15 protein-coding genes are annotated in these 20,651 nt (G+C 66.5%); 12 read left to right on the top strand and 3 right to left on the bottom strand.

The window, feature by feature from the left end:
* The first annotated feature begins 6 nt into the window (after positions 1 to 6).
* The 9 genes from KUO17_RS22240 (at position 7) to KUO17_RS22200 (ending at position 14,279) form a co-directional block, all read left to right on the top strand.
* Positions 7 to 495 carry an Hcp family type VI secretion system effector gene (locus tag KUO17_RS22240; RefSeq protein WP_217977728.1) on the top strand — a complete coding sequence of 163 codons (489 nt, stop codon included), beginning with the start codon at positions 7 to 9 and terminating at the stop codon, positions 493 to 495.
* A gap of 69 nt (positions 496 to 564) precedes the next feature.
* On the top strand, positions 565 to 1,080 hold the full coding sequence (gene tssE / locus KUO17_RS22235) for a type VI secretion system baseplate subunit TssE (protein ID WP_217977726.1): 516 nt from the start codon (positions 565 to 567) through the stop codon (positions 1,078 to 1,080).
* Positions 1,077 to 2,936 carry a type VI secretion system baseplate subunit TssF gene (tssF, locus tag KUO17_RS22230; protein WP_217977724.1) on the top strand — a complete coding sequence of 620 codons (1,860 nt, stop codon included), beginning with the start codon at positions 1,077 to 1,079 and terminating at the stop codon, positions 2,934 to 2,936. Before tssE ends, tssF begins: the two co-directional genes overlap by 4 nt.
* Positions 2,900 to 3,952 (top strand): type VI secretion system baseplate subunit TssG, encoded by a 1,053-nt coding sequence (tssG, locus tag KUO17_RS22225; RefSeq protein ID WP_217977735.1) that lies wholly within the window; start codon positions 2,900 to 2,902, stop codon positions 3,950 to 3,952. The genes tssF and tssG overlap by 37 nt, the downstream gene beginning before the upstream one ends.
* Positions 3,945 to 6,614 (top strand): type VI secretion system ATPase TssH, encoded by a 2,670-nt coding sequence (gene tssH, locus KUO17_RS22220; protein ID WP_217977723.1) that lies wholly within the window; start codon positions 3,945 to 3,947, stop codon positions 6,612 to 6,614. The genes tssG and tssH overlap by 8 nt, the downstream gene beginning before the upstream one ends.
* 22 nt (positions 6,615 to 6,636) lie before the next feature.
* Complete coding sequence (locus KUO17_RS22215; RefSeq protein WP_217977722.1) at positions 6,637 to 8,574, top strand: type VI secretion system Vgr family protein; 1,938 nt, start codon at positions 6,637 to 6,639, stop codon at positions 8,572 to 8,574.
* Positions 8,575 to 8,592: 18 nt separating this feature from the next.
* Positions 8,593 to 9,021 carry a DcrB-related protein gene (locus KUO17_RS22210; protein WP_217977721.1) on the top strand — a complete coding sequence of 143 codons (429 nt, stop codon included), beginning with the start codon at positions 8,593 to 8,595 and terminating at the stop codon, positions 9,019 to 9,021.
* Between the two features lie 9 nt (positions 9,022 to 9,030).
* A complete protein-coding gene (locus tag KUO17_RS22205) occupies positions 9,031 to 13,473 on the top strand; it encodes an RHS repeat-associated core domain-containing protein (RefSeq protein WP_217977720.1) in 4,443 nt (1,480 codons plus the stop codon).
* A gap of 2 nt (positions 13,474 to 13,475) precedes the next feature.
* The gene (locus KUO17_RS22200) at positions 13,476 to 14,279 is read left to right on the top strand and encodes a hypothetical protein (RefSeq protein ID WP_217977718.1); all 804 of its coding nucleotides are present in this window, start codon (positions 13,476 to 13,478) and stop codon (positions 14,277 to 14,279) included.
* On the opposite strand, the gene KUO17_RS22195 is transcribed toward KUO17_RS22200, so the two are convergent.
* Positions 14,272 to 14,691 carry a hypothetical protein gene (locus KUO17_RS22195; RefSeq protein WP_217977717.1) on the bottom strand — a complete coding sequence of 140 codons (420 nt, stop codon included), beginning with the start codon at positions 14,689 to 14,691 and terminating at the stop codon, positions 14,272 to 14,274. The genes KUO17_RS22200 and KUO17_RS22195 overlap by 8 nt on opposite strands.
* Before the next feature lie 141 nt (positions 14,692 to 14,832).
* Between KUO17_RS22195 and KUO17_RS22190 the strand changes: the two genes are divergently transcribed.
* Both KUO17_RS22190 and KUO17_RS22185 read left to right on the top strand, forming a co-directional pair.
* Positions 14,833 to 15,996 carry a lysozyme inhibitor LprI family protein gene (locus tag KUO17_RS22190; protein ID WP_217977716.1) on the top strand — a complete coding sequence of 388 codons (1,164 nt, stop codon included), beginning with the start codon at positions 14,833 to 14,835 and terminating at the stop codon, positions 15,994 to 15,996.
* Positions 15,997 to 16,014: 18 nt separating this feature from the next.
* The gene (locus KUO17_RS22185; RefSeq protein ID WP_217977714.1) at positions 16,015 to 17,166 is read left to right on the top strand and encodes a lysozyme inhibitor LprI family protein; all 1,152 of its coding nucleotides are present in this window, start codon (positions 16,015 to 16,017) and stop codon (positions 17,164 to 17,166) included.
* Here KUO17_RS22185 and KUO17_RS22180 read toward each other — a convergent pair.
* Together KUO17_RS22180 and KUO17_RS22175 are read right to left on the bottom strand one after the other, a co-directional pair.
* Positions 17,160 to 18,338, bottom strand: coding sequence for an MFS transporter (locus tag KUO17_RS22180; RefSeq protein ID WP_217977713.1), 1,179 nt, complete (start codon positions 18,336 to 18,338; stop codon positions 17,160 to 17,162). The two genes, KUO17_RS22185 and KUO17_RS22180, sit on opposite strands and share 7 nt — an antisense overlap.
* Before the next feature lie 184 nt (positions 18,339 to 18,522).
* On the bottom strand, positions 18,523 to 19,650 hold the full coding sequence (locus tag KUO17_RS22175; RefSeq protein ID WP_217977712.1) for an MFS transporter: 1,128 nt from the start codon (positions 19,648 to 19,650) through the stop codon (positions 18,523 to 18,525).
* Positions 19,651 to 19,747: 97 nt separating this feature from the next.
* Here KUO17_RS22175 and KUO17_RS22170 point away from each other — a divergent pair, with 97 nt between their 5' ends.
* Entirely contained in the window at positions 19,748 to 20,644 is an 897-nt protein-coding gene (locus KUO17_RS22170) for a LysR family transcriptional regulator (protein WP_217977711.1), read from the top strand.
* Positions 20,645 to 20,651: the final 7 nt, after the last annotated feature.

Raw genomic sequence — 20,651 nt, 5'->3', positions numbered from 1 at the left:
GACAACATGGCTGTTGATATTTTCATCAAGATTGGCGACATCAAGGGCGAGTCCATGGACAAGACCCACAAGGACGAAGTCGATGTACTGAACTGGAGCTGGGGCATGTCCCAGTCCGGCAACATGCACATGGGCGGTGGCGGCGGTGCCGGCAAGGTCAACATCCAGGACCTGTCGCTGACCAAGTACGTCGACAAGGCCTCGCCCAACCTGATGATGCATTGCTCCAGCGGCAAGCACATCGACAAGGTCACCCTGACCGTGCGCAAGGCCGGCGGCGAAAGCCAGGTCGAGTACATGATCATCAACCTCGAAGAAGTGCTGGTCACCTCGCTGAGCACCGGCGGTTCGGGCCACGATGATCGCCTGACCGAGAACATCACCCTGAATTTCGCCCAGGTGACGGTCGACTACCAGCCGCAGAAAGCCGACGGTTCCAAGGACGGCGGCCCGATCAAGTACGGCTGGAACGTGCGCTCGAACACCAAGCGCTGATCCACCACGCCCCCGGCTCCCTCCCCTGGCCGGGGGCGTGCTCCCTGTAAAACTGCCCAGGTGCCTCAATTGGTAGCCGAAATCGCCGCGCGTGACCGCTTGCAACCCTCGCTGCTGGACCGTCTGACCGACGATGAACCCGGCAACCTGCAGGAAAGCGCCGACAAGCGCGTGCTCTCGCTGAGCCAGCTCAAGGCCTCGGTGTTGCGCGACCTGACCTGGCTGCTCAACACCACCTCGCTGCTCGATGCCGCCACCACCCGCCTGACCCCGGCTGGCGCTTCGGTGGTCAACTACGGGCTGCCTGCGCTGGCCGGCAACAGCGTGTCGAACATCGATATCGGTGCCCTGGAAAACCTGATCTACCAGGCCATTGCCACCTATGAACCACGCATCCTGCGTAGCAGCCTGCGCGTACGCGCGCATGTGGGCCCCGATGAAATGAACCACAACGCCCTGAGCTTCGAGATCGAAGGCGACCTGTGGGCACAGCCCGCGGCGCTGCCGTTGCTGCTGCGCACCGACCTGGACCTGGAGTCCGGGCATGTCCGGGTAGCACCCGCCGAACGTCGGAGACGTGCATGAACCCGCGCCTGCTGGAGCTGTACAACCAGGAACTGCAACACATCCGCGAAAGCGCGGCCGAATTTGCCAAGCAGTACCCCAAGATCGCCGGGCGCCTGACGCTGTCCGGCATCGAGTGCGCCGACCCGTATGTCGAACGCCTGCTGGAAGGGTTCGCCTACCTCACGGCGCGGGTACAGCTCAAGCTGGATGCCGAGTATCCGACCTTTACCCACAACCTGCTGGAAATCGCCTACCCGCATTACCTGGCGCCGACCCCGTCGATGACCGTGGTGCAGTTGCAGACCGACCCCGACGAGGGCTCGCTGAGCAGTGGTTTCAGCCTGCCGCGCGGCAGTGCGCTGCGCGCCACCCTGGGCCGCGACGAGCAGACCCCGTGCGAGTTCCGCACCGCCCACGACGTGACCCTGTGGCCGCTGCAGGTGAGCCATGCCGAGTACTTCGCCAACCCGGCGGCCACCCTGGGCCGGCTGGCGGCCAGCGAGCCGAAGGCCCGCGCGGGCCTGCGCATCACCTTGCGCACCGGCGCCGAACTGCCGTTCAACAGCCTCGCGCTGGACAACCTGCCGCTGTACCTCAATGGCGCCGACGAAAAGCCCTTCCGCCTGTACGAGCAGTTGCTGGGCAATGCCTGCGCGGTGTTCGTGCGCCAGCCAGGGCATGACTGGGTCGAACGCCTGCCCGACACGGCCCTGCGCGCGTGCGGTTTCGACGACCGCGAAGCGGCGTTGCCGGTGGTGCCGCAAGCCTTCCAGGGCTATCGCCTGCTGCAGGAATATTTCGCCCTGCCGCAGCGCTACCTGTTCGTCGAGGTCGCCGAACTGACACGTGCGGTGCAGCGCTGCAGCGGCCAGGAACTGGAGCTGATCGTGCTGTTCGAGCGCCTCGACCAGACCCTGGAGAGCAGCGTCGATGCCAGCCAGTTCGTGCCCTTCTGCACCCCGGCGATCAACCTGTTCCCGCGCCGGGTCGACCGCATTCACCTGAACGACCGCTTCAACGAACACCAGGTGATCGCCGACCGCACCCGGCCGATGGATTTCGAGGTGCATTCGCTGCTCGGCGTGACCGGCCACGGTACCGGGCCCGAGCAGCCGTTCCTGCCGTTCTACGCGGTGCGCGACCCGTCGCGCTACGGCCGCGACCAGGCCTACTACAGCGTACGCCGCGAGCCGCGCGTGCTGTCCAGCGAACAGCGACGCAGCGGCACACGCTCCACCTACATGGGCAGCGAAACCTTCATCAGCCTGGTCGACGGCCAGCAGGCGCCGTACCGTCATGACCTGCGCCAGCTGGGCATCAGCGCGCTGTGCACCAACCGCGACCTGCCGCTGTTCATGAACGTGGGCGACGGGCGCAGCGACTTCACCCTGGCCGACAGCGCACCGGTAGCAGCGATCCGCTGCCTGGCCGGGCCCAGCCGCCCACAGGCCAGCCATGCCCACGACAACCAGGCCTGGCGCCTGATCAGCCAGCTGTCGCTGAACTACCTGTCGCTGACCGAACAGGGCCAGGGCGCTGCGGCGCTGCGCGAACTGCTGCGCCTGTACGGCGACAGCCATGACCCGGCACTGCAGTTGCAGATCGACGGCCTGCGCGAGGTCAGCAGCAAGGCCGTGACCCGGCGCCTGCCGATGCCCGGCCCGATCGCCTTCGGGCGCGGCCTGGAGATCACCCTGAGCTTCGACGAAAACGCCTTTCGCGGCACCGGGGTGTTCCTGCTGGGCGCGGTGTTCGAGCGCTTCCTGACCCGCTACGTGTCGATCAACAGCTTCACCGAGACCGTGGTACGCACCACCGAACGCGGCGAGATCATGCGCTGGAACGCCAAACCCGGGCGTCGGCCAACCCTGTGAGTAGCCTCGAGCGGATGCAGGCCGAACCCTGGGCCTTCGACTACTTCCAGGCCCTGCGCCGCCTCGAATGCGAAGCCCCGCAGTTGCCGCGCTTCGGCCATTCGCTGCGCCTGGCCGACGACCCGGTACGCCTCGGCCAGCAGATGAACTGCGCCTTCGCTCCGGCCACCCTGGCGTCCATCAGCCAAGCCAGCGAGCACGCGCCGGCGCGCCTGGAGCAGTTCTTCTTCGGCCTGGGCGGGCCCAACGGGCCGCTGCCGCTGCACCTCACCGAGTACGTGCGCGAGCGCCAGCGCAACCACGCCGACAGCACCAGCAAGGCATTCCTGGACGTGTTCCACCATCGCCTGCTGAGCCTGTTCTACCGCGCCTGGGCCGAGGCGCGCCCGACGGTGAGCCACGACCGCCCCGACGACGACTATTTTGCCCAGCGCCTGGGGGCGCTGAGCGGGCGCGGCATGCCCGAGCTGCGTGGCCAGGGCCCGCTGGCCGACACCGGCAAGCTGCACTACAGCGGCCACCTGGCCGCACAGACCCGCTACCCGGACGGCCTGCAGGCGATCCTGGGCGACTATTTCGGGGTGCCGGTGCACATCGAGGAATATGTCGGCCAATGGCTGCAACTGCCCGAACGCAGTCGCCTGGGCCGACGTGCCCATCAGTTGGGCGTCGACCTGTGCCTGGGAGCCCACGTGTGGGACCGACAGCACAAGTTCCGCATCTGCCTCGGCCCGCTGGACCGCGCGCAATACCTGGCGCTGCTGCCAGGCGGCCAGGCGTTCAGCGACCTGGTGGCATGGGTTGCCGAGTACCTGGGGCACGAACTGGACTGGGACCTGAACCTGGTGCTCAAGCAGCCCCAGGTGCCGGCCCTGCAACTCAACGGCGGCCTGCGCCTGGGTTTCGATACCTGGCTTGGCCAGCCCGCCCACGATGCAAAGGATCTGACGCTGGCCCGGTACTACGCCGAGCAGGCGACGTCATCAGCACATTCAAGGAGCACAGAACATGGGTGAAATCAGTCGCGCCGCGCTGTTCGGCAAACTCAACAGCGTTGCCTACAAGGCCATCGAAGCGGCCACGGTGTTCTGCAAATTGCGCGGCAACCCCTATGTGGAACTGGCGCACTGGCTGCACCAGTTGCTGCAGTTGCAGGACTCGGACCTGCACCGCATCATCCGCCAGTTCAACCTGGAGCCGGCGCGCCTGGCCGCCGACCTGACCGCGGCACTCGACCGCCTGCCGCGCGGCTCGACCTCGATCACCGACCTGTCCTCGCACGTGGAAGAAGCCGTCGAGCGCGGCTGGGTATACGGCAGCCTGATGTTCGGCGAAAGCCAGGTGCGCACCGGCTACCTGGTGATCGGCGTGCTCAAGACCCCGAGCCTGCGCAACGCGCTGCTGGCGCTGTCGCGTGAATTCGACAAGGTCAAGGTAGAAACCCTCACCGAACGCTTTGACGAGTACGTCGGCGACTCGCCGGAAAACGCCCTGGCCGCCAGCGACGGCTTCAATGCCGGCGTACCCGGCGAAGCCAGCGGTGCCATGGCGCCCAGTGCGCTGGGCAAGCAGGAAGCGCTCAAGCGCTTCACCGTGGACCTCACTGCGCAAGCCCGCGAAGGCAAGCTGGACCCGATCGTGGGCCGCGACGAAGAGATCCGCCAACTGGTCGACATCCTCATGCGTCGGCGCCAGAACAACCCGATCCTCACCGGTGAAGCCGGCGTGGGCAAGACCGCCGTGGTCGAAGGCTTCGCCCTGCGCATCGTCGCAGGCGACGTGCCGCCCGCGCTCAAGGACGTCGAACTGCGCAGCCTCGACGTGGGCCTGCTGCAGGCCGGCGCGAGCATGAAAGGCGAGTTCGAGCAGCGCCTGCGCCAGGTGATCGAAGACGTGCAGGCCTCGCCCACGCCGATCATCCTGTTCATCGACGAAGCCCACACCCTGGTCGGCGCCGGTGGCGCGGCCGGCACCGGTGATGCGGCCAACCTGCTCAAGCCGGCCCTGGCCCGCGGCAGCCTGCGCACCGTGGCCGCCACCACCTGGGCCGAATACAAGAAGCACATCGAGAAAGACCCGGCCCTGACCCGCCGCTTCCAGGTGGTGCAGGTGGCCGAGCCCAGCGAAGACAAGGCGCTGCTGATGATGCGCGGGGTGGCCTCGACCATGGAGCAGCACCACCAGGTGCAGATCCTCGACGAAGCACTGGAAGCCTCGGTCAAGCTGTCGCACCGCTACATTCCGGCGCGCCAGTTGCCGGACAAGTCGGTGAGCCTGCTCGACACCGCCTGCGCCCGCGTCGCCATCAGCCTGCACGCGGTGCCGGCCGAGGTCGACGACAGCCGCCGGCGTATCGAGGCGCTGGAAACCGAGTTGCAGATCATCGCCCGTGAACACGCCATCGGCATCCTCATCGGCAACCGCCAGCAGCACGGCGAGACGCTGCTGGGCGCCGAGCGCGAGCGGCTGGCCGAGCTTGAAAACCGCTGGGCCGAAGAGAAAACGCTGGTCGACGAACTGCTGGCCACGCGCAAGCAACTGCGCGACAGCGTGGGCGTGGTCGACAGCGATACGGCGGGCGAGCATGGCCTGCGCGAGCGCCTGGTCGACCTGCAGCAGCGCCTGAGTGCACTGCAAGGCGAAACCCCGCTGATCCTGCCGACCGTGGACTACCAGGCGGTGGCCTCGGTGGTGGCCGACTGGACCGGTATCCCGGTCGGGCGCATGGCACGCAACGAGCTGGAAACCGTGCTCAACCTCGACCAGCACCTGAAAAAACGCATCATCGGCCAGGACCATGCCCTGCAGATGATCGCCCGGCGCATCCAGACCTCGCGCGCGGGGCTGGACAACCCGAGCAAGCCGATCGGCGTGTTCATGCTCGCCGGCACCTCCGGGGTGGGCAAGACCGAGACCGCGCTGGCGCTGGCCGAGGCCATGTATGGCGGCGAGCAGAACGTCATCACCATCAACATGAGCGAGTTCCAGGAAGCGCATACCGTGTCGACCCTCAAGGGTGCGCCACCGGGCTACGTGGGCTACGGCGAAGGCGGTGTGCTGACCGAAGCGGTGCGCCGCAAGCCGTACAGCGTGGTGCTGCTGGACGAGGTGGAAAAAGCCCACCCGGATGTGCACGAGATCTTCTTCCAGGTGTTCGACAAGGGCGTGATGGAAGACGGCGAAGGCCGCGTGATCGACTTCAAGAACACCCTGATCCTGCTCACCACCAACGCCGGTACCGAGCTGATCTCGCACCTGTGCAAAGACGTGCAGAACCTGCCCGACCCCGAGGCCATCGCCAGCGCCCTGCGCCCGCCGCTGCTGGAGATCTTCCCGCCGGCGCTGCTCGGGCGGCTGGTGACCATCCCGTACTACCCGCTCAGCGACGACATGCTCAAGGCCATCACGCGCCTGCAGCTGGAGCGCATCCGCAAGCGTGTGCAGGCCACCCACAAGGTTGCCTTCGACTACGACGACAGCGTGGTCGAGCTGATCGTGTCGCGCTGCACCGAGAACGAAAGCGGCGGGCGCATGATCGACGCGATCCTCACCAACAGCCTGCTGCCGGACATGAGCCGCGAGTTCCTCACGCGCATGCTTGAAGGCAAGGCCCTGGCCGGGGTGCGCATCAGTGCCCGGGACAACCAGTTGCAGTACCACTTCAGCGATGCCAGCTGAAGCCTGACGAGACCCGACCCGCATGTTCTTCAAGCAACTCACGCGCATGGCGCAGATCAACAGCCCACTGGGCCCGGACACGCTGATCCTGAGCGAGATGGGCGGTGGCGAGGAGCTGGGGCGACTGTTCGACTACGAGTTGCAGTTGACCTCCAGCGACGCGGCCATCGACCTCAACCAGTTGCTCGGCAAGCCCATGAGCCTGTCGCTGCAACTGGACGGCCAGGGCCAGCGCCATTTTCACGGTATCGTCGCGCGCTGCAGCCAGAACATCGACCGGGGCCAGTACGCCAGCTACCAGGTGACCCTGCGCCCCTGGCTGTGGCTGCTGACGCGTACCTCCGACTGCCGCATCTTCCAGAACCAGACCATCCCGCAGATCATCAAGCAGGTGTTTCGCGACCTGGGTTTTTCCGACTTCGAAGACAGCCTGAGCCGGCCGTACCGCGAGTGGGAATACTGCGTGCAGTACCGCGAGACCAGCTTCGACTTCGTCAGCCGGCTGATGGAACAGGAAGGCATCTACTACTATTTCCGCCACGAGAAAGACCGTCACGTGCTGGTACTGGCCGACGCCTACGGTGCGCACCAGGCCTGCCCCGGCTACGAGTCGGTGCCCTACTACCCGCCCGACGGCCAGCACCGCGAACGCGACCACCTCAACGACTGGCACCTGGCGCAGGAGGTGCAGCCGGGTTCGCTTGAGCTCAACGACTACGACTTCCAGCGCCCCAGCGCACGCATCGACGTGCGCTCGGCCATGCCGCGCCCGCATGCCGCCGGCGACTACCCGCTGTACGACTACCCCGGCACCTATGTGCAGAGCCAGGACGGCGAGCATTACGCACGCACCCGCATCGAAGCCCTGCAAAGCCTGCACGAACGCGTGCAGCTCAAGGGCAATGCGCGGGGCCTGGGCGCCGGGCACCTGTTCAGCATGACCGGCTTCAGCCGCCAGGATCAGAACCGCGAGTACCTGATCGTGTACACCCGCGTGTTCATCTCCCAGGAGCGCCTGGAGACCGGGGCCGGCAGTGGCGCGGCGCAGTTCGAGAGCAGCCTGGGCTGCATCGACGCGCAGCAGACCTTCCGCCCGTTGGCCAACACCCCGCGCCCGGTGGTCAAGGGCCCGCAGACCGCCATCGTGGTCGGCCCCGCCGGCGAAGAGATCTGGACCGACCAGTTTGGTCGGGTGAAGGTGCACTTCTACTGGGACCGCCACGACCAGTCCAACGAGAACAGCTCCTGCTGGATCCGCGTGTCGCAGGCCTGGGCCGGCAAGAACTGGGGCTCGATGCAGATCCCGCGCATCGGCCAGGAAGTCATCGTGAGTTTTCTGGAAGGCGATCCCGACCGCCCGATCATCACCGGGCGGGTGTACAACGCCGAACAGGCCGTACCCTACGACCTGCCGGCCAACGCGACCCAGAGCGGCATGAAAAGCCGTTCGAGCAAGGGCGGCACGCCGGCCAACTTCAACGAGATCCGCATGGAGGACAAGAAGGGCGCCGAGCAGTTGTACATCCATGCCGAGCGCAACCAGGACATCGTGGTCGAGCAGCACGAGACGCACACCGTGGGCATCTCGCGCACCAAGAGCGTGGGCCTGGTGGAGACCGTGCTGATCGGCCAGGACCGCATTCGCGCGGTACGCCGCAACGACATCCTGATGGTCGGCGCGAGCAAGACCGACAGCATCAGCACCAGCTACCTGATCGAAGTGGGCGAAAACCTGCGCCTGGTCTGTGGCAAGAGCGTGCTGGAGCTCAATGCCAGCGGCCAGATCAACCTGACCGGCGTGCGCTTCAACTTCAACGCCGAAGAGAACGCCCAGATCAACACGCCCAAGGGCACGCTGGACCTGAACATCGGCGGCGAGCCCGGCACCACCAGCAAGGACCAGGGCGCGAAAGACAAGATCGACGCCGCGGTCCAGACCCTTTTCCCCAAGAACAGCTGATTCAGAGACCCGGGCGTCATGACCTATCGCATCAACGAGTTCCAGTTCGACCTGCCCGACGCAAGCGTGCAGGACACCTCGATCAACATCCTGCGCTTCGACGCGCTGGGCACCTCGCTGATCGTCAGCCGCAGCCTGCTGGCCGAGGGCGAGACCCTGCAGAGCAACTTCGAAGGCCAGCTCGAACGCCTGAAGAAGCAGGTCAAGGACCTGCGTTTTCAGCCACCCCAGCCGGTCAGCCTGGGCGCGGCGCAGGCCATCGACGGCATCGAGCTGAGCAGCCAGTTCAGCAAGGGCACCGAAAGGGTCTACCAGTACCAGCTGGCGCTGGTGTTGCCGGGCACGCGCAAGATGTTCGCCCTGAGCTACGTCAAGGCGCAGCCGCTGGGCGCGGCCGAGGCCGCGCACTGGGCGCAGATCAAGCACACCCTGCAGTTCGAGCCGTGAGCCGGGCCCATGTCTGACGCTTTCTGGGCTGCCCGCCAGGGCGATGCGCTGATGCACACCACGATGCTCGCCGACATCATCGGCGGCGTGCTGGAGGTGGCGGCCAACGTCATCATCGGCGCAGTGGCCGTGGCCGCCGTCGGCGCTGCGCTGGGGATCACCGTGGCCACCGGTGGCCTGGGCTGTTTCGTGTTGGGCGCGGTCGTCGGGCTGGTCGTGGGGGTGGCCATGGCCAAGACCGGGGCCGACACCGGCCTGAGCCGGTTCTGCGAGAGCGTGGGCAACTTCCTCTCGCCGCCCACGGTGCAGGCCAACATCCTCAGCGGCTCGCGCAACACCCACACCAACGGCATCCCGGCAGCCCGTGCGGCGGGCACCCTCACCGCGCCCAGCGGCGCGGCAGAAGGTGGCGCCGAAGGGGCGGCGGGCGAGCAGGAGCAAGAACGCTTCCTCGACATGGCCAAGGGTTTCTTCTCGCAGCTGTGGCGCCCCACCGTGGCCAGCCCGGCACCCAACACCGAGCCGGCCGACGACGACAAGGTGCTGTGCGCCAAACACCCGCCGATGCCCGAGCAATACCTGGCCGAAGGGTCGAGCCAGGTCACCATCAACGGCCACCCGGCTGCACGCAGCGGCGACCGCAGTACCTGCGAGGCGGTGATCGTGGATGCCGGGTTGATTTCGTCGAACGTGCGCATCGGTGGCAAGACCATCGTGGTGCGCGAGATTCGCAGTGGCAAGACGCCGGGCATCGGCCTGGCGATCACCGCGCTGATGCTGCTGCGCGGGCGCGGCGGCAAGCTCTACAGCAAGCTGGGTTGCATGGCCATCGGCGGCCTGACCAATGTGGTCAGCAGCCAGGTCAGTGGCGCATTGACCTCGGCCATTGCCGGCTCGCCGAACCCGGTACACAGCCCCACCGGGGCCAAGGTGCTGAGCGGCGATGAAGAGCTCGATTTCAGCCTGCCTTCGGTGGTGCAGATGGACTGGCAGCGCTTCTACAGCAGCCGCGACGAACGCGACGACGGCCTGTTCGGTGCCGGCTGGAGCATCAGCTACGAAGTGTTCGTGCAGATCCAGGCCCACCCCGATGGCGGCGAGCGCCTGCTGTACACCGATGAACAGGCGCGGATCATCGACATGGGCGACATCCCGCCGGGTGACGCGCTGTTCAGCGCCGGCGAGGGCCTGAGCATCCGTCGCGAGCACAACGGCGAACTGCTGATCGAAAGCACCGACGGCCTGTACCGCCTGTTCCAGCCGACCCCCGCCAACCCGACGCGGCTGCGCCTGGCGCAGTTGGGTGACCGCAACGACAACCGCCTGTACCTGGACTACGACAGCGGCGGCCAGCTGCGGCGTCTGCGCGACACCTTCGACCATGTGCAGGTCCAACTGCACTACAGCGCGCAATGGCCGGGCCGGGTTGCCAGCGTGGACCGGCTGTACCCCGATGGCAGCACCGAGCGGCTGGTGAGCTATAGCCATGACGGCAACGGCGTGCTGGCCGAAGTGCGTGACGGCGACGACCAGTTGCAGCGCCGCTTTGCCTACGACCAGCAGCGGCGCATGGTCGAGCACCAGTTGCCCGGTGGCATGCGCTGCTTTTACGCGTGGGCCCTGACCGACGACGACTGGCGCGTGGTACGCCACTGGACCGACGAAGGCGACGAGTACCGCCTCGACTACGACATCGAGGCTGGCATCACCCGCGTCACCGATGGCCTGCAACGCACCTCCACGCGGCGCTGGAACAGCCAGTACCAGATCACCGAATACACCGACGCCGTGGGCCTGACGTGGCGCTTCGAGTGGAACGACGAGCGTCAACTGCTGGGCGCCACCGACCCCCAGGGTGGAGCGTGGCAGTTCAGCTATGACGCGTCTGGCAACCTTTGCCAGAGCACCGACCCGCTGGGGCGCAGTGAATCGACCCAGTGGCTGGAGCACTGGTCGCTACCGCGCCTGCACACCGACAGCAACGGCCAGCACTGGCGCTTTCGCTACGACCGGCGCGGCAACTGCATCAGCGAGACCGACCCGCTCGGCCACCCCACCCGTTACCGCTACGACGCGCAGGGCTTGCGCGTGGAAAGCATCGACGCCGCCGGCAAGCGCAATCAGCTGCGCTGGAACGCGTTCGGCCAGCTCGCCGAGCATGTCGACTGCTCGGGCCACAGCACACACTTCAGCTACGACCGACGCGGCCACCTGCAGGCCGAAATCGACGCCACGGGCGAACGCATCGAGTACCAGCATGACCGGCAGGGCCGCCTGGTGCGGAGCGTGCTGGCAGACGGTCGCAGCGAGCACTACCAGTTCGATGCGGCCGGCAACCTGGCCACCCATACCGATCCGGCCGGGCACACCCGCCGCTACGTGTATGACCGGCGTGGCAAGCTGCGCGAGCAGGTCGATGCCCAGGGCCGAACCCTGCACTACCGCTACGACGCCTACGGCCGGCTGCTGGAACTGACCAACGAGAACGGCGAAAGCTATCGCTTCGTCTGGGACAACGTCGACCGGCTGGTGGAGCAGCACAACCTCGATGGCAGCGCCACGCGCTATCACTTCAGCGCTCTGGATACGGTCAGCCGGCTTGAACTGCTGCCGGCGCCGCACGCCGACGGCCCGCCCCTGGCGCCTCAGGTACAGCATTACCTGTACGACGACGGCGCGCGCCTGGTGGCCAAACTCACGGATGACGGGCGCACCGATTACCGCCTTGATCCACTCGACCAGGTGACCACAATCACCTTTACCGACACGGCGGGCAACGTCGAGCGACTGGCCTTCAGCTACGACGCCATCGGCCAGTTGCTCGAAGAGCAGAGTGCGGCGGGGAGCCTGAAGCACCACTACGATGAAATCGGCAACCTGTACCAGAGCCTGCTGCCCGACGGGCGCAGGCTCAATCGGCTGTATTACGGCAGCGGTCACTTGCACCAGCTGAACCTTGATGGCCGGGTGATCTGCGACTTCGAACGCGATCAGTTGCACCGCGAGGTGCTGCGTACCCAGGGCCAACTGGCAACACGTAGCGAGTACGACCGCAGCGGGCGGCTGCGCGCACGCCTGCGCCGGCCGCAGGGGCTGCCGACGCAACTGCCGGCACCGGTCCAGCAACGGTTCGAGTTCGACCCTGCCGACCAACTGATCGGACGCTTCAACCAGCAACCGGGCGCGCAGCACCGGCAACTGCTGCACTACGACGCCAGCGGGCGGATCATGGCCAGCCAGGACAGCGGCCAGGGCCTGAGCGAGGCGTTTCATTACGATGCCGCCGCCAACCTGCTCGACACGACGAATGCCGCCGCCGGGTGGGTTCGCCACAATCGCCTGCTGACCTATCAGGACAAGCGCTACCGCTACGACGGCTTTGGCCGCCTGATCGAAAAGCGCAGCAGCCGGCGCGGGGTACAGCAGTTTGCCTACGACGCCGAGCATCGCCTGGTCGAGGTACGCAGCCTGCACGGCGGCCGCGAGCGCGTGGTGCGCATGCACTATGACCCGCTGGGCCGGCGCACGCACAAAAGCGAATACGACGACAGCGGGCAACTGCTCGAGCAGACCCGGTTCATCTGGGACGGGCTGCGCCTGCTGCACGAGCAGCGGCATGCCCAGTGCAGCCTCTACCTGTACCTGGAAAACGACTATGAGCCACTGGCACGGGTCGATGGCAGCGCAGCGCAGCAACAGGTTCGCTATTACCACAACGACCTCAACGGCCTGCCCGAACAGCTGACCGAAGCGAATGGCGACGTGCTGTGGCAGGCCCGCTATCAGGTGTGGGGCAACAGCGTGCAGGAGGTGCGCGAGGCGCATTTCGTCGAGGAGCAGAACCTGCGCCTGCAGGGCCAGTACCTGGACCGCGAGACCGGGCTGCACTACAACACGTTCCGTTTCTACGACCCGGACATCGGGCGCTTTACCCAACCCGACCCCATTGGCTTGCTGGGAGGGGTCAACCTCTATCAGTATTCGCCGAACCCGATCACCTGGATCGACCCCCACGGCCTGGACTGGAACTACATCCTGACCGACAAGAGCGGCAAGGCCTATTATCACGGCCGGGCCTCGGACAAGCAGTCACTGGATGATGTGATCAGGCGCCACCAGAAGACCAAGGGCAAGGATGGCGTACGCTTTGGCGACACCGACCGGATCAACCAGGTCACGCCCAGGTACACCGCCAAGGACGTGGCGCGCGGTATCGAGAACGCCGGCATCCGCGAAAAACCCTTGCTGGGACGCAAGAGTCCGAATGTGCGTGGCAACAAGATTCACGGCATTTCCGACCTGAAGGCGCTGAAGGCCGAGGGCAGGAAGCGCATCAAGGCCGCCGGCAAGTTCCTGAGTAACCAGGGCGTCAAGAAAGTCAGTGCGCTACCGGTGCTGGCGCACAAGGGGGCGCCAGCCAGCGCCACGAAAACCAAGACCTGCAAGGGATGACCATGAACGACACACCGGCCAGGCTGATCAAGGCCCTGAAAAACTACGACCCCAATGACGACGCGCATGACGCAGATGACCTTGCGCTGATGCACGACGCGGGGCTGAGCACCGCCGTGGTTGAAATGCAGCACGACCCCAGCGTGGCCTGGCTACTCGCCGAAGCCGCCAAGGTCGACAAGGCCAAGGTGGTGAGGCACTTCATCGTGGGGCTGGAGACCCATGCCGCGCACCTGCGTGCGGCCTTGTCGGCGTATGCCTTCGCCCTGCACTTCCCGGCCCACGACTACGTCTCGGAGAATGACTTCACCTGCGCCATCTGCTCGGCCCAGCAAGACGACGATGTGCATTTCGCCTTCCTCAACGCGATCCGCTACGGCTGCGGTGCAGTGCTGGGCGGCGACCCTGTGCAGATCGCGTTCTTTCTGCAGGAGCACAATGCGGCCCCTGCGCTGGCGGTCACCACCCTGAACAACCTGATCGCGCTGTTCAAACTCATCCAGAGCGTACCCGCGACCGAGACACCGACGCAGTTGGTGAAAAAGGTCCGGGCCTTGCCAGGCCTGAAAATGTCGGTGGAAGAGGCCAAGGCGCTGCTGGACCTGCTGGGGCATGCCGGCATTCTGCAAACGCCCGAGCACAAGGGTTTGTTCGAGCACTTCACCAACGTCGGCCTGGCGCCGAGCAAATCGCGCTCATCGGACTGGAGCTACCCGGTCGATTTCTGGTTGGGCGAGTACGGCCTGGACAAGGACGCCGTGCGGTTCTGGTTTGCAGACTACCCTGAGGTGCTGGCGCTCATTTGAGTGGCCCGGGGCAGGCGTGTGAGGGCGTGCCACTGGCGCGTTGCAGGTAGATGACCTCGCGGTGCACCTGGCTTTGCCCGTAGTCGGCATTCCAGCCACCGCGCGTCGCCACCGGTAGCGGTGCATAGCCGTCCTTGCAGGCCAGCAGGCTGAGCATGATGTTGGCCTCGCCCATCAACGGCACCAGCTTGAGGGTGCGCTCGGGCGCCAGTTGCACGCGCCCCTGGGCGTCGCTTTGCGCCACCCACGTGCCCCCATCGAGGATGGCCACGCCCGCCAGCGGCTGCTGCGTCTGCGGGTCGAGTACCGTGGTGTCGAGCCCGTCATGCACGATCACCGAACGCGGCACGCAACCTTGCAGCAGCAACAGCGCAGGCAGCAGCGCACAGCACACCCCACGTATCTGTTGCATAGGCGCTATCCCTTGGCCGAAAAATATCGGCACAGGTGTAGCACTGATACTGGATGGGCAGCAACTCTAGCGCTACCCCGTTCCGCCGCCCGGGCCGCTCACGTATCATCCGCACCCTGCCCCAGCCCACATGGACGTCCAATGCACACCGCCGCCCGCCTGCTCACCCTGCTGGCCCCCAGCACCCTGCTCGCCCTTGCCCTGCACACCCCGGCCGTGATGGCCGCCGGTTTCGATTGCAGCAAGGCACGCACCCTGATCGAAAAGTCGGTGTGCAACACACCGTCGCTGTCGGCCAAGGACGACCAGCTCAACGCGCTGTACAAGCCGCTGATGGGCAACCGGATCTTCCGCGAGCTGGAAGCCACCTGGATGCAGGACGTGCGCGACCGCTGCCTGACCAACGACTGCCTGGAAGCCGCCTACGACCTGCAGATCCACAAACTGACGCCGCAGCCAGCACCGCCGGTGCTCGGGCTGCGCGACGTGGTGCCACTGCCCGAAGGCCATAGCTACACCACCGTGGAGAACGAGCCTTGGCCGCGCTTCGCGCTGGCGGCGGTACCGGACATGTTCCCGGATTCGCTGGCGCAGTTGATCGATGTGGGTACCAAGGACGGCGTGCTGTACGCACTGATCTACGTGGCAAACGCTGCCGACGGCCCCGGCTACAACCAGGACAACACCTCGGTGCAGCCGTCCTCGGGGGTGCTGCTGGAGTACGCCGACAACCGCCCTGGCTTGCACGTGATCGCCCGCAATGTGCGCTTCGCCGGGTGGCGTATCAGTGAAATGATGGACCAGGGCGAGCGCTACGCCGGTATCCAGAACGGCACGTTCTACTACCGCCAGCGCACCGACGGCGAACTGCAGCAGGCCATGGCCTATCCCCTCGGCAGCCGGCAACCACCGCAGCCGAGCACCACGCTGTACCACGCCCAATCCGGTGCGTTGCGCTTTGCCAAGGCGCGGGTGCTGGGCAGCATGAATGACGAAAACGGCGGCCTGCGCCTGAGATACGAGAATGCCCTGCCACGGCCTGCCAGCGAAACGGTGCTCGACCCTGAAAGCGGCAGCTGGAACCTGTCGGACCTGGCCTGGAGCGAACGGCGCCCGGTGCTGTACTTCGAGAACAGCAGTTCCATGGCGTGTATCTGGCGCGTCGACCTGGCCACCAAGGTGCTGTCCAAGATCGTGCCCGAGCACATTGCCGGCCAGCCGCTGGCGGTGGAGCTGCAAGGCCGCGAGGCCATCGTGTACATCGAGCACGACCAACTGATGTTCGCCCTTTCACCCGATCAGTAAATCATTCAAGGACGCCCGATGAAGCTCGCCGCCCTGCTGTTCTCCAGCGCATTGCTGACCCTCGCCCTGCAGGCGCCGACGGCCATGGCCGCCGGTTTCGACTGCGCCAAGGCGCGCACCATCCTGGAAAATGCCATCTGCGACACGCCCTCGCTGTCAGCCAAGGACGACCAGCTCAACGCGCTGTACACCCCGCTCAAGACGCAGAAGATCTTCCGCGAGCTGGAAACCACCTGGCTCAAGGAGGTGCGCAATGTGTGCACCACGCCGGCGTGCCTGGAAGTGGCGTACGACGCGCAGATCCGCCGGCTGACACCGCTGCCGCCGCCTACACCCACCGCGCCCGGCCTCCTGGCGCCGCTGCCCAAGGGCGCGCTGTACGAAAAGGTCGAGGATGCACCGTGGCAGCGCTTCCCCCTGGGCACGTTCGTCGACATGACCGAGGAGTCGATGGCGCAACTGATCGACGTGACCGTCAAGGACGGGGTGCTGCACGCGTATGTGTATGTCTCGGGCGCCCCGGACGGGGAATACTACGTTCAGGACAGCCATTACATGCGGGCCACCACCGGCACCTTGCTGGAGTACGTCGACAACCGCCCGGGCTGGCATGTGATCGCGCGCAACGTGCGCTTCGCCGGCTGGAGCCGCAGCGGCTTGAACGACCAGGGCGAGCGCTATGCCGGGGTTCAGAATGGCGCGTTCTACTACCGCCAGCGCGGCGAGGGCGAACTGCAGGATTCCTACGTCTACCTCATCGGCAGCAAGCAGCCCCCGCAGCCGACCACCCAGGGGTACTTCGCGCACTCCAATACCGAGCGCTTTGCCAAGGCCCGTGTGCTGGAAACCCTGAACATCGAGAACAACGGGCTGCGCCTGGGCTATCAGGGGATCAAGGACGGGCCGAGCTACGAGACGGTGATGGATCGCGACGCCGGCGGCTGGAGCCTGGTCAACCCGACCTGGAGCCAAGTGCGCCCGGTGCTGTACTTCGACAACAGCGGCGGCTTTGCCTGCATCTGGCGCGTCGACCTGCTGACCAAGGTACTGTCCAAGGTCGTGCCCGAGCACGAGGCAGTGTCAGCACGCCCGGTGGAGATCAATGGCCGCGAAGCGCTGGTGTATGTCCAGGAAGGCCAGCTGATGTTCGCCATCGCGCCGGATCAGTAGGCCTGTGACACGGCTCGGGCCTTCCAGCGCCCGAGCAGCCGGCCCACGCTGACCAGCCAGTTGAGCAGCGCCACGGCCAGCACACTGAGCAGCAAGGCGTGGGCACCGCCCTGCACGATCAGGGTGCCGGCCAGCAGCGGAAAACCGAACACACCGAAAAAATACCCCAGGCTGAACAACAGCAGTGCCTGCGGCGTGAAGCCGGCGGGCGCCTCGCTGGCGGCCAGGCCATTGATCACCGAGTAGTTCAGCCCGTAGCCCACCCCCAGCAGTGCCGCGGCCAGCAGGTAGCTGATGCTGCCCTGCACCCACCAGCCCAGCGCGATCACTGCCAGCACCATCAGCGCGGTGAGCAGGCACGAGGTACGGTAGGCGTCGCGCTTGACCACCCAGCCGGCGATCAGCAGGCGGCAACCGATGGCGGCGAGCATGAAGCCGACGAAGAACAGCGAGTAATCCAGGCCGCGGCTGGCGGCGTAGCTGGTCTGGAAGCTGCCCAGGCCGCCGAACACCGCACCGCCCAGCCCGACCATCAGGATCGGCCAGCGAGCAGGCGAGCGCAGTACCTCAAGCACCGCCGGGCCACTGATGCGTGCGCTGCTGGCGTGGGCACGGTGCTGGCGGGCCAGCCAGGCAAACAGCAGCACGCCTGCGCCCGACGCGAGGGCTGCGATGTAGAACGCGGTTTCCACCGGCAGGTGCAGCAGGCTGGCCAGCTTGCCCGCCAGCGGGCCGCAGCCGATGCCGCTCATCATGCTGCCCGACAGCAGCGCAAAGCAGTGGGTGCGGCGCGCCGGCTCGACCAGTGCCGCCACCAGGATCGGCCCCAGGGTATAGAACGCACCCCAGCCCAGGCCCAGCAGCAGGCCGCACAGCCACAGGGTGACGTCGACGCCGGGCACCAGCGCAAAGCCCAGGCAGGCGCCGATCAGGCACAGTGCCGAATGGGCGATGGCACGGGCGGTGCCGAGCCAGTCGGCCAGGTGGCCGCTGCCGAGCACGGCAACCACGGTGCTGAGCATGGCGATGGAAATGATGCTGCCGGCGTCCTGTTCGTTGCCGCCGCGGCTGGTGACCAGCAGCGAAAGCAGGAAGGTCGAGCCGTAGGACAGCGACAGCAGGTAGCTGGCCAGGCACAGCAGGCCGAAATGCGGGGTGGTGGTTTTTGTCATGGAGAGTCCGCCGATGGATGCGCTTTTTTAGCACGTCGGTCTGCGTGGGCAGGTATGGATCTGGCGGAGTTGGGATCTGTACTGGCTGGACTAATGCCTTCGCTGGCAAGCCAGCTCCCACAGGGTTGCGCGGCGCTCACACAACCCTGTGGGAGCTGGCTTGCCAGCGAAGAGGCCCGTCCGCTCACCGCCAGCCTGCCCGCCCAACCAGCATGAACACCCCCTGAACCGCCAGGATCAGCGCCACGCACCCACTCCAGCCCCACGGCTGCCACACCATCGCCGGCACCAGCGCGCCCGCGCTGCCGCCCAGGTAGTAACAGGTCAGGTAGCGCCCGATCGCCCCGGCCTTGTCGTGCCCGGCGGTGCGCGCGATAAAGGTGTTGGCTGCAGCCTGCGCCAGAAATACCCCGGTCGAGCTCAATGCCAGGCCCAGCACGATCACCCACAAGGTGGGCACCAGGGTCAGGCCGATCCCCAGCGCGCCGACTGCGCCAGCGACCATCAACAGATGCAACGGTGGACGCGCCCTGGCCAGCCGGCCGGCAATCGGCGTGACCACCAGCGCCAGCAGGAACACCGCATAGATCGAACCCAGCGCCGCCGGGCCCAACGCGAACGGCGCCTGGCCCAGGTGCAGCCCCACATAGGTGAACGTCGCCACCTGCGAGAACAGCACGCAGAACCCCACGCCACACGCCGACCACAACGGCCAGCCGAATCGCGCGCGCACGCTCGCCACGGGCACGGCCACCGGCGTGGATACCAGCAACAGACGAATCCCCAGCCCCGTCACCAGTACCAGCACCGCCAGCACCTCGAACGCCTCGCGCCAGCCCCAGTACTGCGTCACCAGCGCCACCACGAAGCGCCCGGCAAAGCCGCCCAGAATGGTCCCGGCCACATACAGGCTGGTCACCTCGCTGACGCTCGCGCCCTGCCAGCGCTCGCCGATCAAGGCCACGCTGCAGGCGAAGATCACCGGGATCAGCATGCCCTGCACGGCGCGCCAGGCCAGCAGTTCGCTGAAGCTGCCGACCGTGGCCATCAGCAGCACCGGCGTGGCCAGCAGCAATGCGGCCACCGTGATCAGCGTCACCGGCGGCCAGCGCCGTGCCAGGTGGCCGACCCAGGGCGCGGTGAGGGCCACCGCCAGGGTGGTGCTGGTCAGGCTCCAGCTGGCCTGGGCGATGTCCACGGCGAACAGCCGTGCCAGTTCAGCGAGGATGCCCTGGGTGGCATACAAGGGAAGAAACGCCGCGCAACCGCACAGGAACATCGCGGCCCGCGCAGCCGAAGAAGGCGCCTGCATGGCAAAACTCGTTAAAGTGACCGGCGCCCTTTATACGGCGCCCGACCTGCCCCGGACCAATACCGATTTCGGACCGATCGATACCTCAAGGTGCACCATGCTCGACGTACGAAAACTGCGCTACTTCCTCGCCGTGGCCCAGGCCCTGCATTTCGGCCGCGCCGCCCTGGCGCTGCACCTGGCGCAGCCGGCGCTGACCCGGCAGATCTCGGCGCTGGAAGCGCAACTGGGCTTCACCCTGTTCGAGCGCAGCAGCCGCACTGTCAGCCTTACCGCCGAAGGCCAGGCGTTCGTGCCGTATGCACGCAAGGTGATCGAACAACTGACGCTGGCCGAGGCCATGGCCGCCAAGCTGGCCAGCGGCATGGCCGGGCACCTGAGCCTGGGCTATGCCAGCTCGGTAGCGCTGAGCGACCGGTTCACCCAGGCCATCCAGCGCTTTGCCCAGGCCTTCCCCGAGGTGCAGCTGAACCTGATCGAAGAGCCATCGATGGGCCAGTGGGCGCACGTGCGCGACGGCACGCTGGACATCGGCCTGAGCCGCCTGCCGCCGCCGAGCGAGTACGCCTCGCTGCACACCGACACCCTTGAGCACGAACCGCTGCTGCTGGCCCTGCCCAGCAGCGACCCGCTCAGTGCGCTGTGCGAGATCAGCCTGGCGCAGCTACAGGCACGCCCGGTGATCCTGTACCCCGAGCAGCACGGCACCGGCCTGAACCTGACCATCGAGACGCTGTTCGCCGAAGCGGGGCTGACACTGCAACGCGGCCCCTGCGGGCAGCAGAGCACCTCGATCATTGCCCTGGTAGCCGCTGGCCAGGGCGTGGCCGTGGTGCCGGCGTGCACCCGTGCGCTGGAGCGCAAGGGTGTGTGCTATCGCCCCTTGAGCGACGCCAACGCCCAGATTGCGCTGCATGCGATCAGCCGCAGGCACGGCCGGTCGCGGGCCGCCGAGGCGTTCCTGGCAATCATCAACAAAAAAGCCCCGGCCTAGGCCGGGG

This window comes from Pseudomonas aegrilactucae (assembly GCF_019168305.1).
Lineage (GTDB): Bacteria > Pseudomonadota > Gammaproteobacteria > Pseudomonadales > Pseudomonadaceae > Aquipseudomonas > Aquipseudomonas aegrilactucae.
The sequence above is the reverse complement of the archived record's forward strand: the minus strand, read 5'-3'. Positions and strand labels throughout refer to the sequence as shown.

Excerpts from the sequence above, each read along its gene's own strand:
- KUO17_RS22240 (WP_217977728.1), top strand. The coding sequence starts at position 7 with ATGGCTGTTGATATTTTCATCAAGATTGGCGACATCAAGGGCGAGTCC.
- tssF (WP_217977724.1), top strand. The coding sequence starts at position 1,077 with ATGAACCCGCGCCTGCTGGAGCTGTACAACCAGGAACTGCAACACATC.
- tssH (WP_217977723.1), top strand. The coding sequence starts at position 3,945 with ATGGGTGAAATCAGTCGCGCCGCGCTGTTCGGCAAACTCAACAGCGTT.
- KUO17_RS22215 (WP_217977722.1), top strand. The coding sequence starts at position 6,637 with ATGTTCTTCAAGCAACTCACGCGCATGGCGCAGATCAACAGCCCACTG.
- KUO17_RS22210 (WP_217977721.1), top strand. The coding sequence starts at position 8,593 with ATGACCTATCGCATCAACGAGTTCCAGTTCGACCTGCCCGACGCAAGC.
- KUO17_RS22205 (WP_217977720.1), top strand. The coding sequence starts at position 9,031 with ATGTCTGACGCTTTCTGGGCTGCCCGCCAGGGCGATGCGCTGATGCAC.
- KUO17_RS22200 (WP_217977718.1), top strand. The coding sequence starts at position 13,476 with ATGAACGACACACCGGCCAGGCTGATCAAGGCCCTGAAAAACTACGAC.
- KUO17_RS22195 (WP_217977717.1), bottom strand. The coding sequence starts at position 14,691 with ATGCAACAGATACGTGGGGTGTGCTGTGCGCTGCTGCCTGCGCTGTTG.
- KUO17_RS22190 (WP_217977716.1), top strand. The coding sequence starts at position 14,833 with ATGCACACCGCCGCCCGCCTGCTCACCCTGCTGGCCCCCAGCACCCTG.
- KUO17_RS22185 (WP_217977714.1), top strand. The coding sequence starts at position 16,015 with ATGAAGCTCGCCGCCCTGCTGTTCTCCAGCGCATTGCTGACCCTCGCC.
- KUO17_RS22180 (WP_217977713.1), bottom strand. The coding sequence starts at position 18,338 with ATGACAAAAACCACCACCCCGCATTTCGGCCTGCTGTGCCTGGCCAGC.
- KUO17_RS22175 (WP_217977712.1), bottom strand. The coding sequence starts at position 19,650 with ATGCAGGCGCCTTCTTCGGCTGCGCGGGCCGCGATGTTCCTGTGCGGT.
- KUO17_RS22170 (WP_217977711.1), top strand. The coding sequence starts at position 19,748 with ATGCTCGACGTACGAAAACTGCGCTACTTCCTCGCCGTGGCCCAGGCC.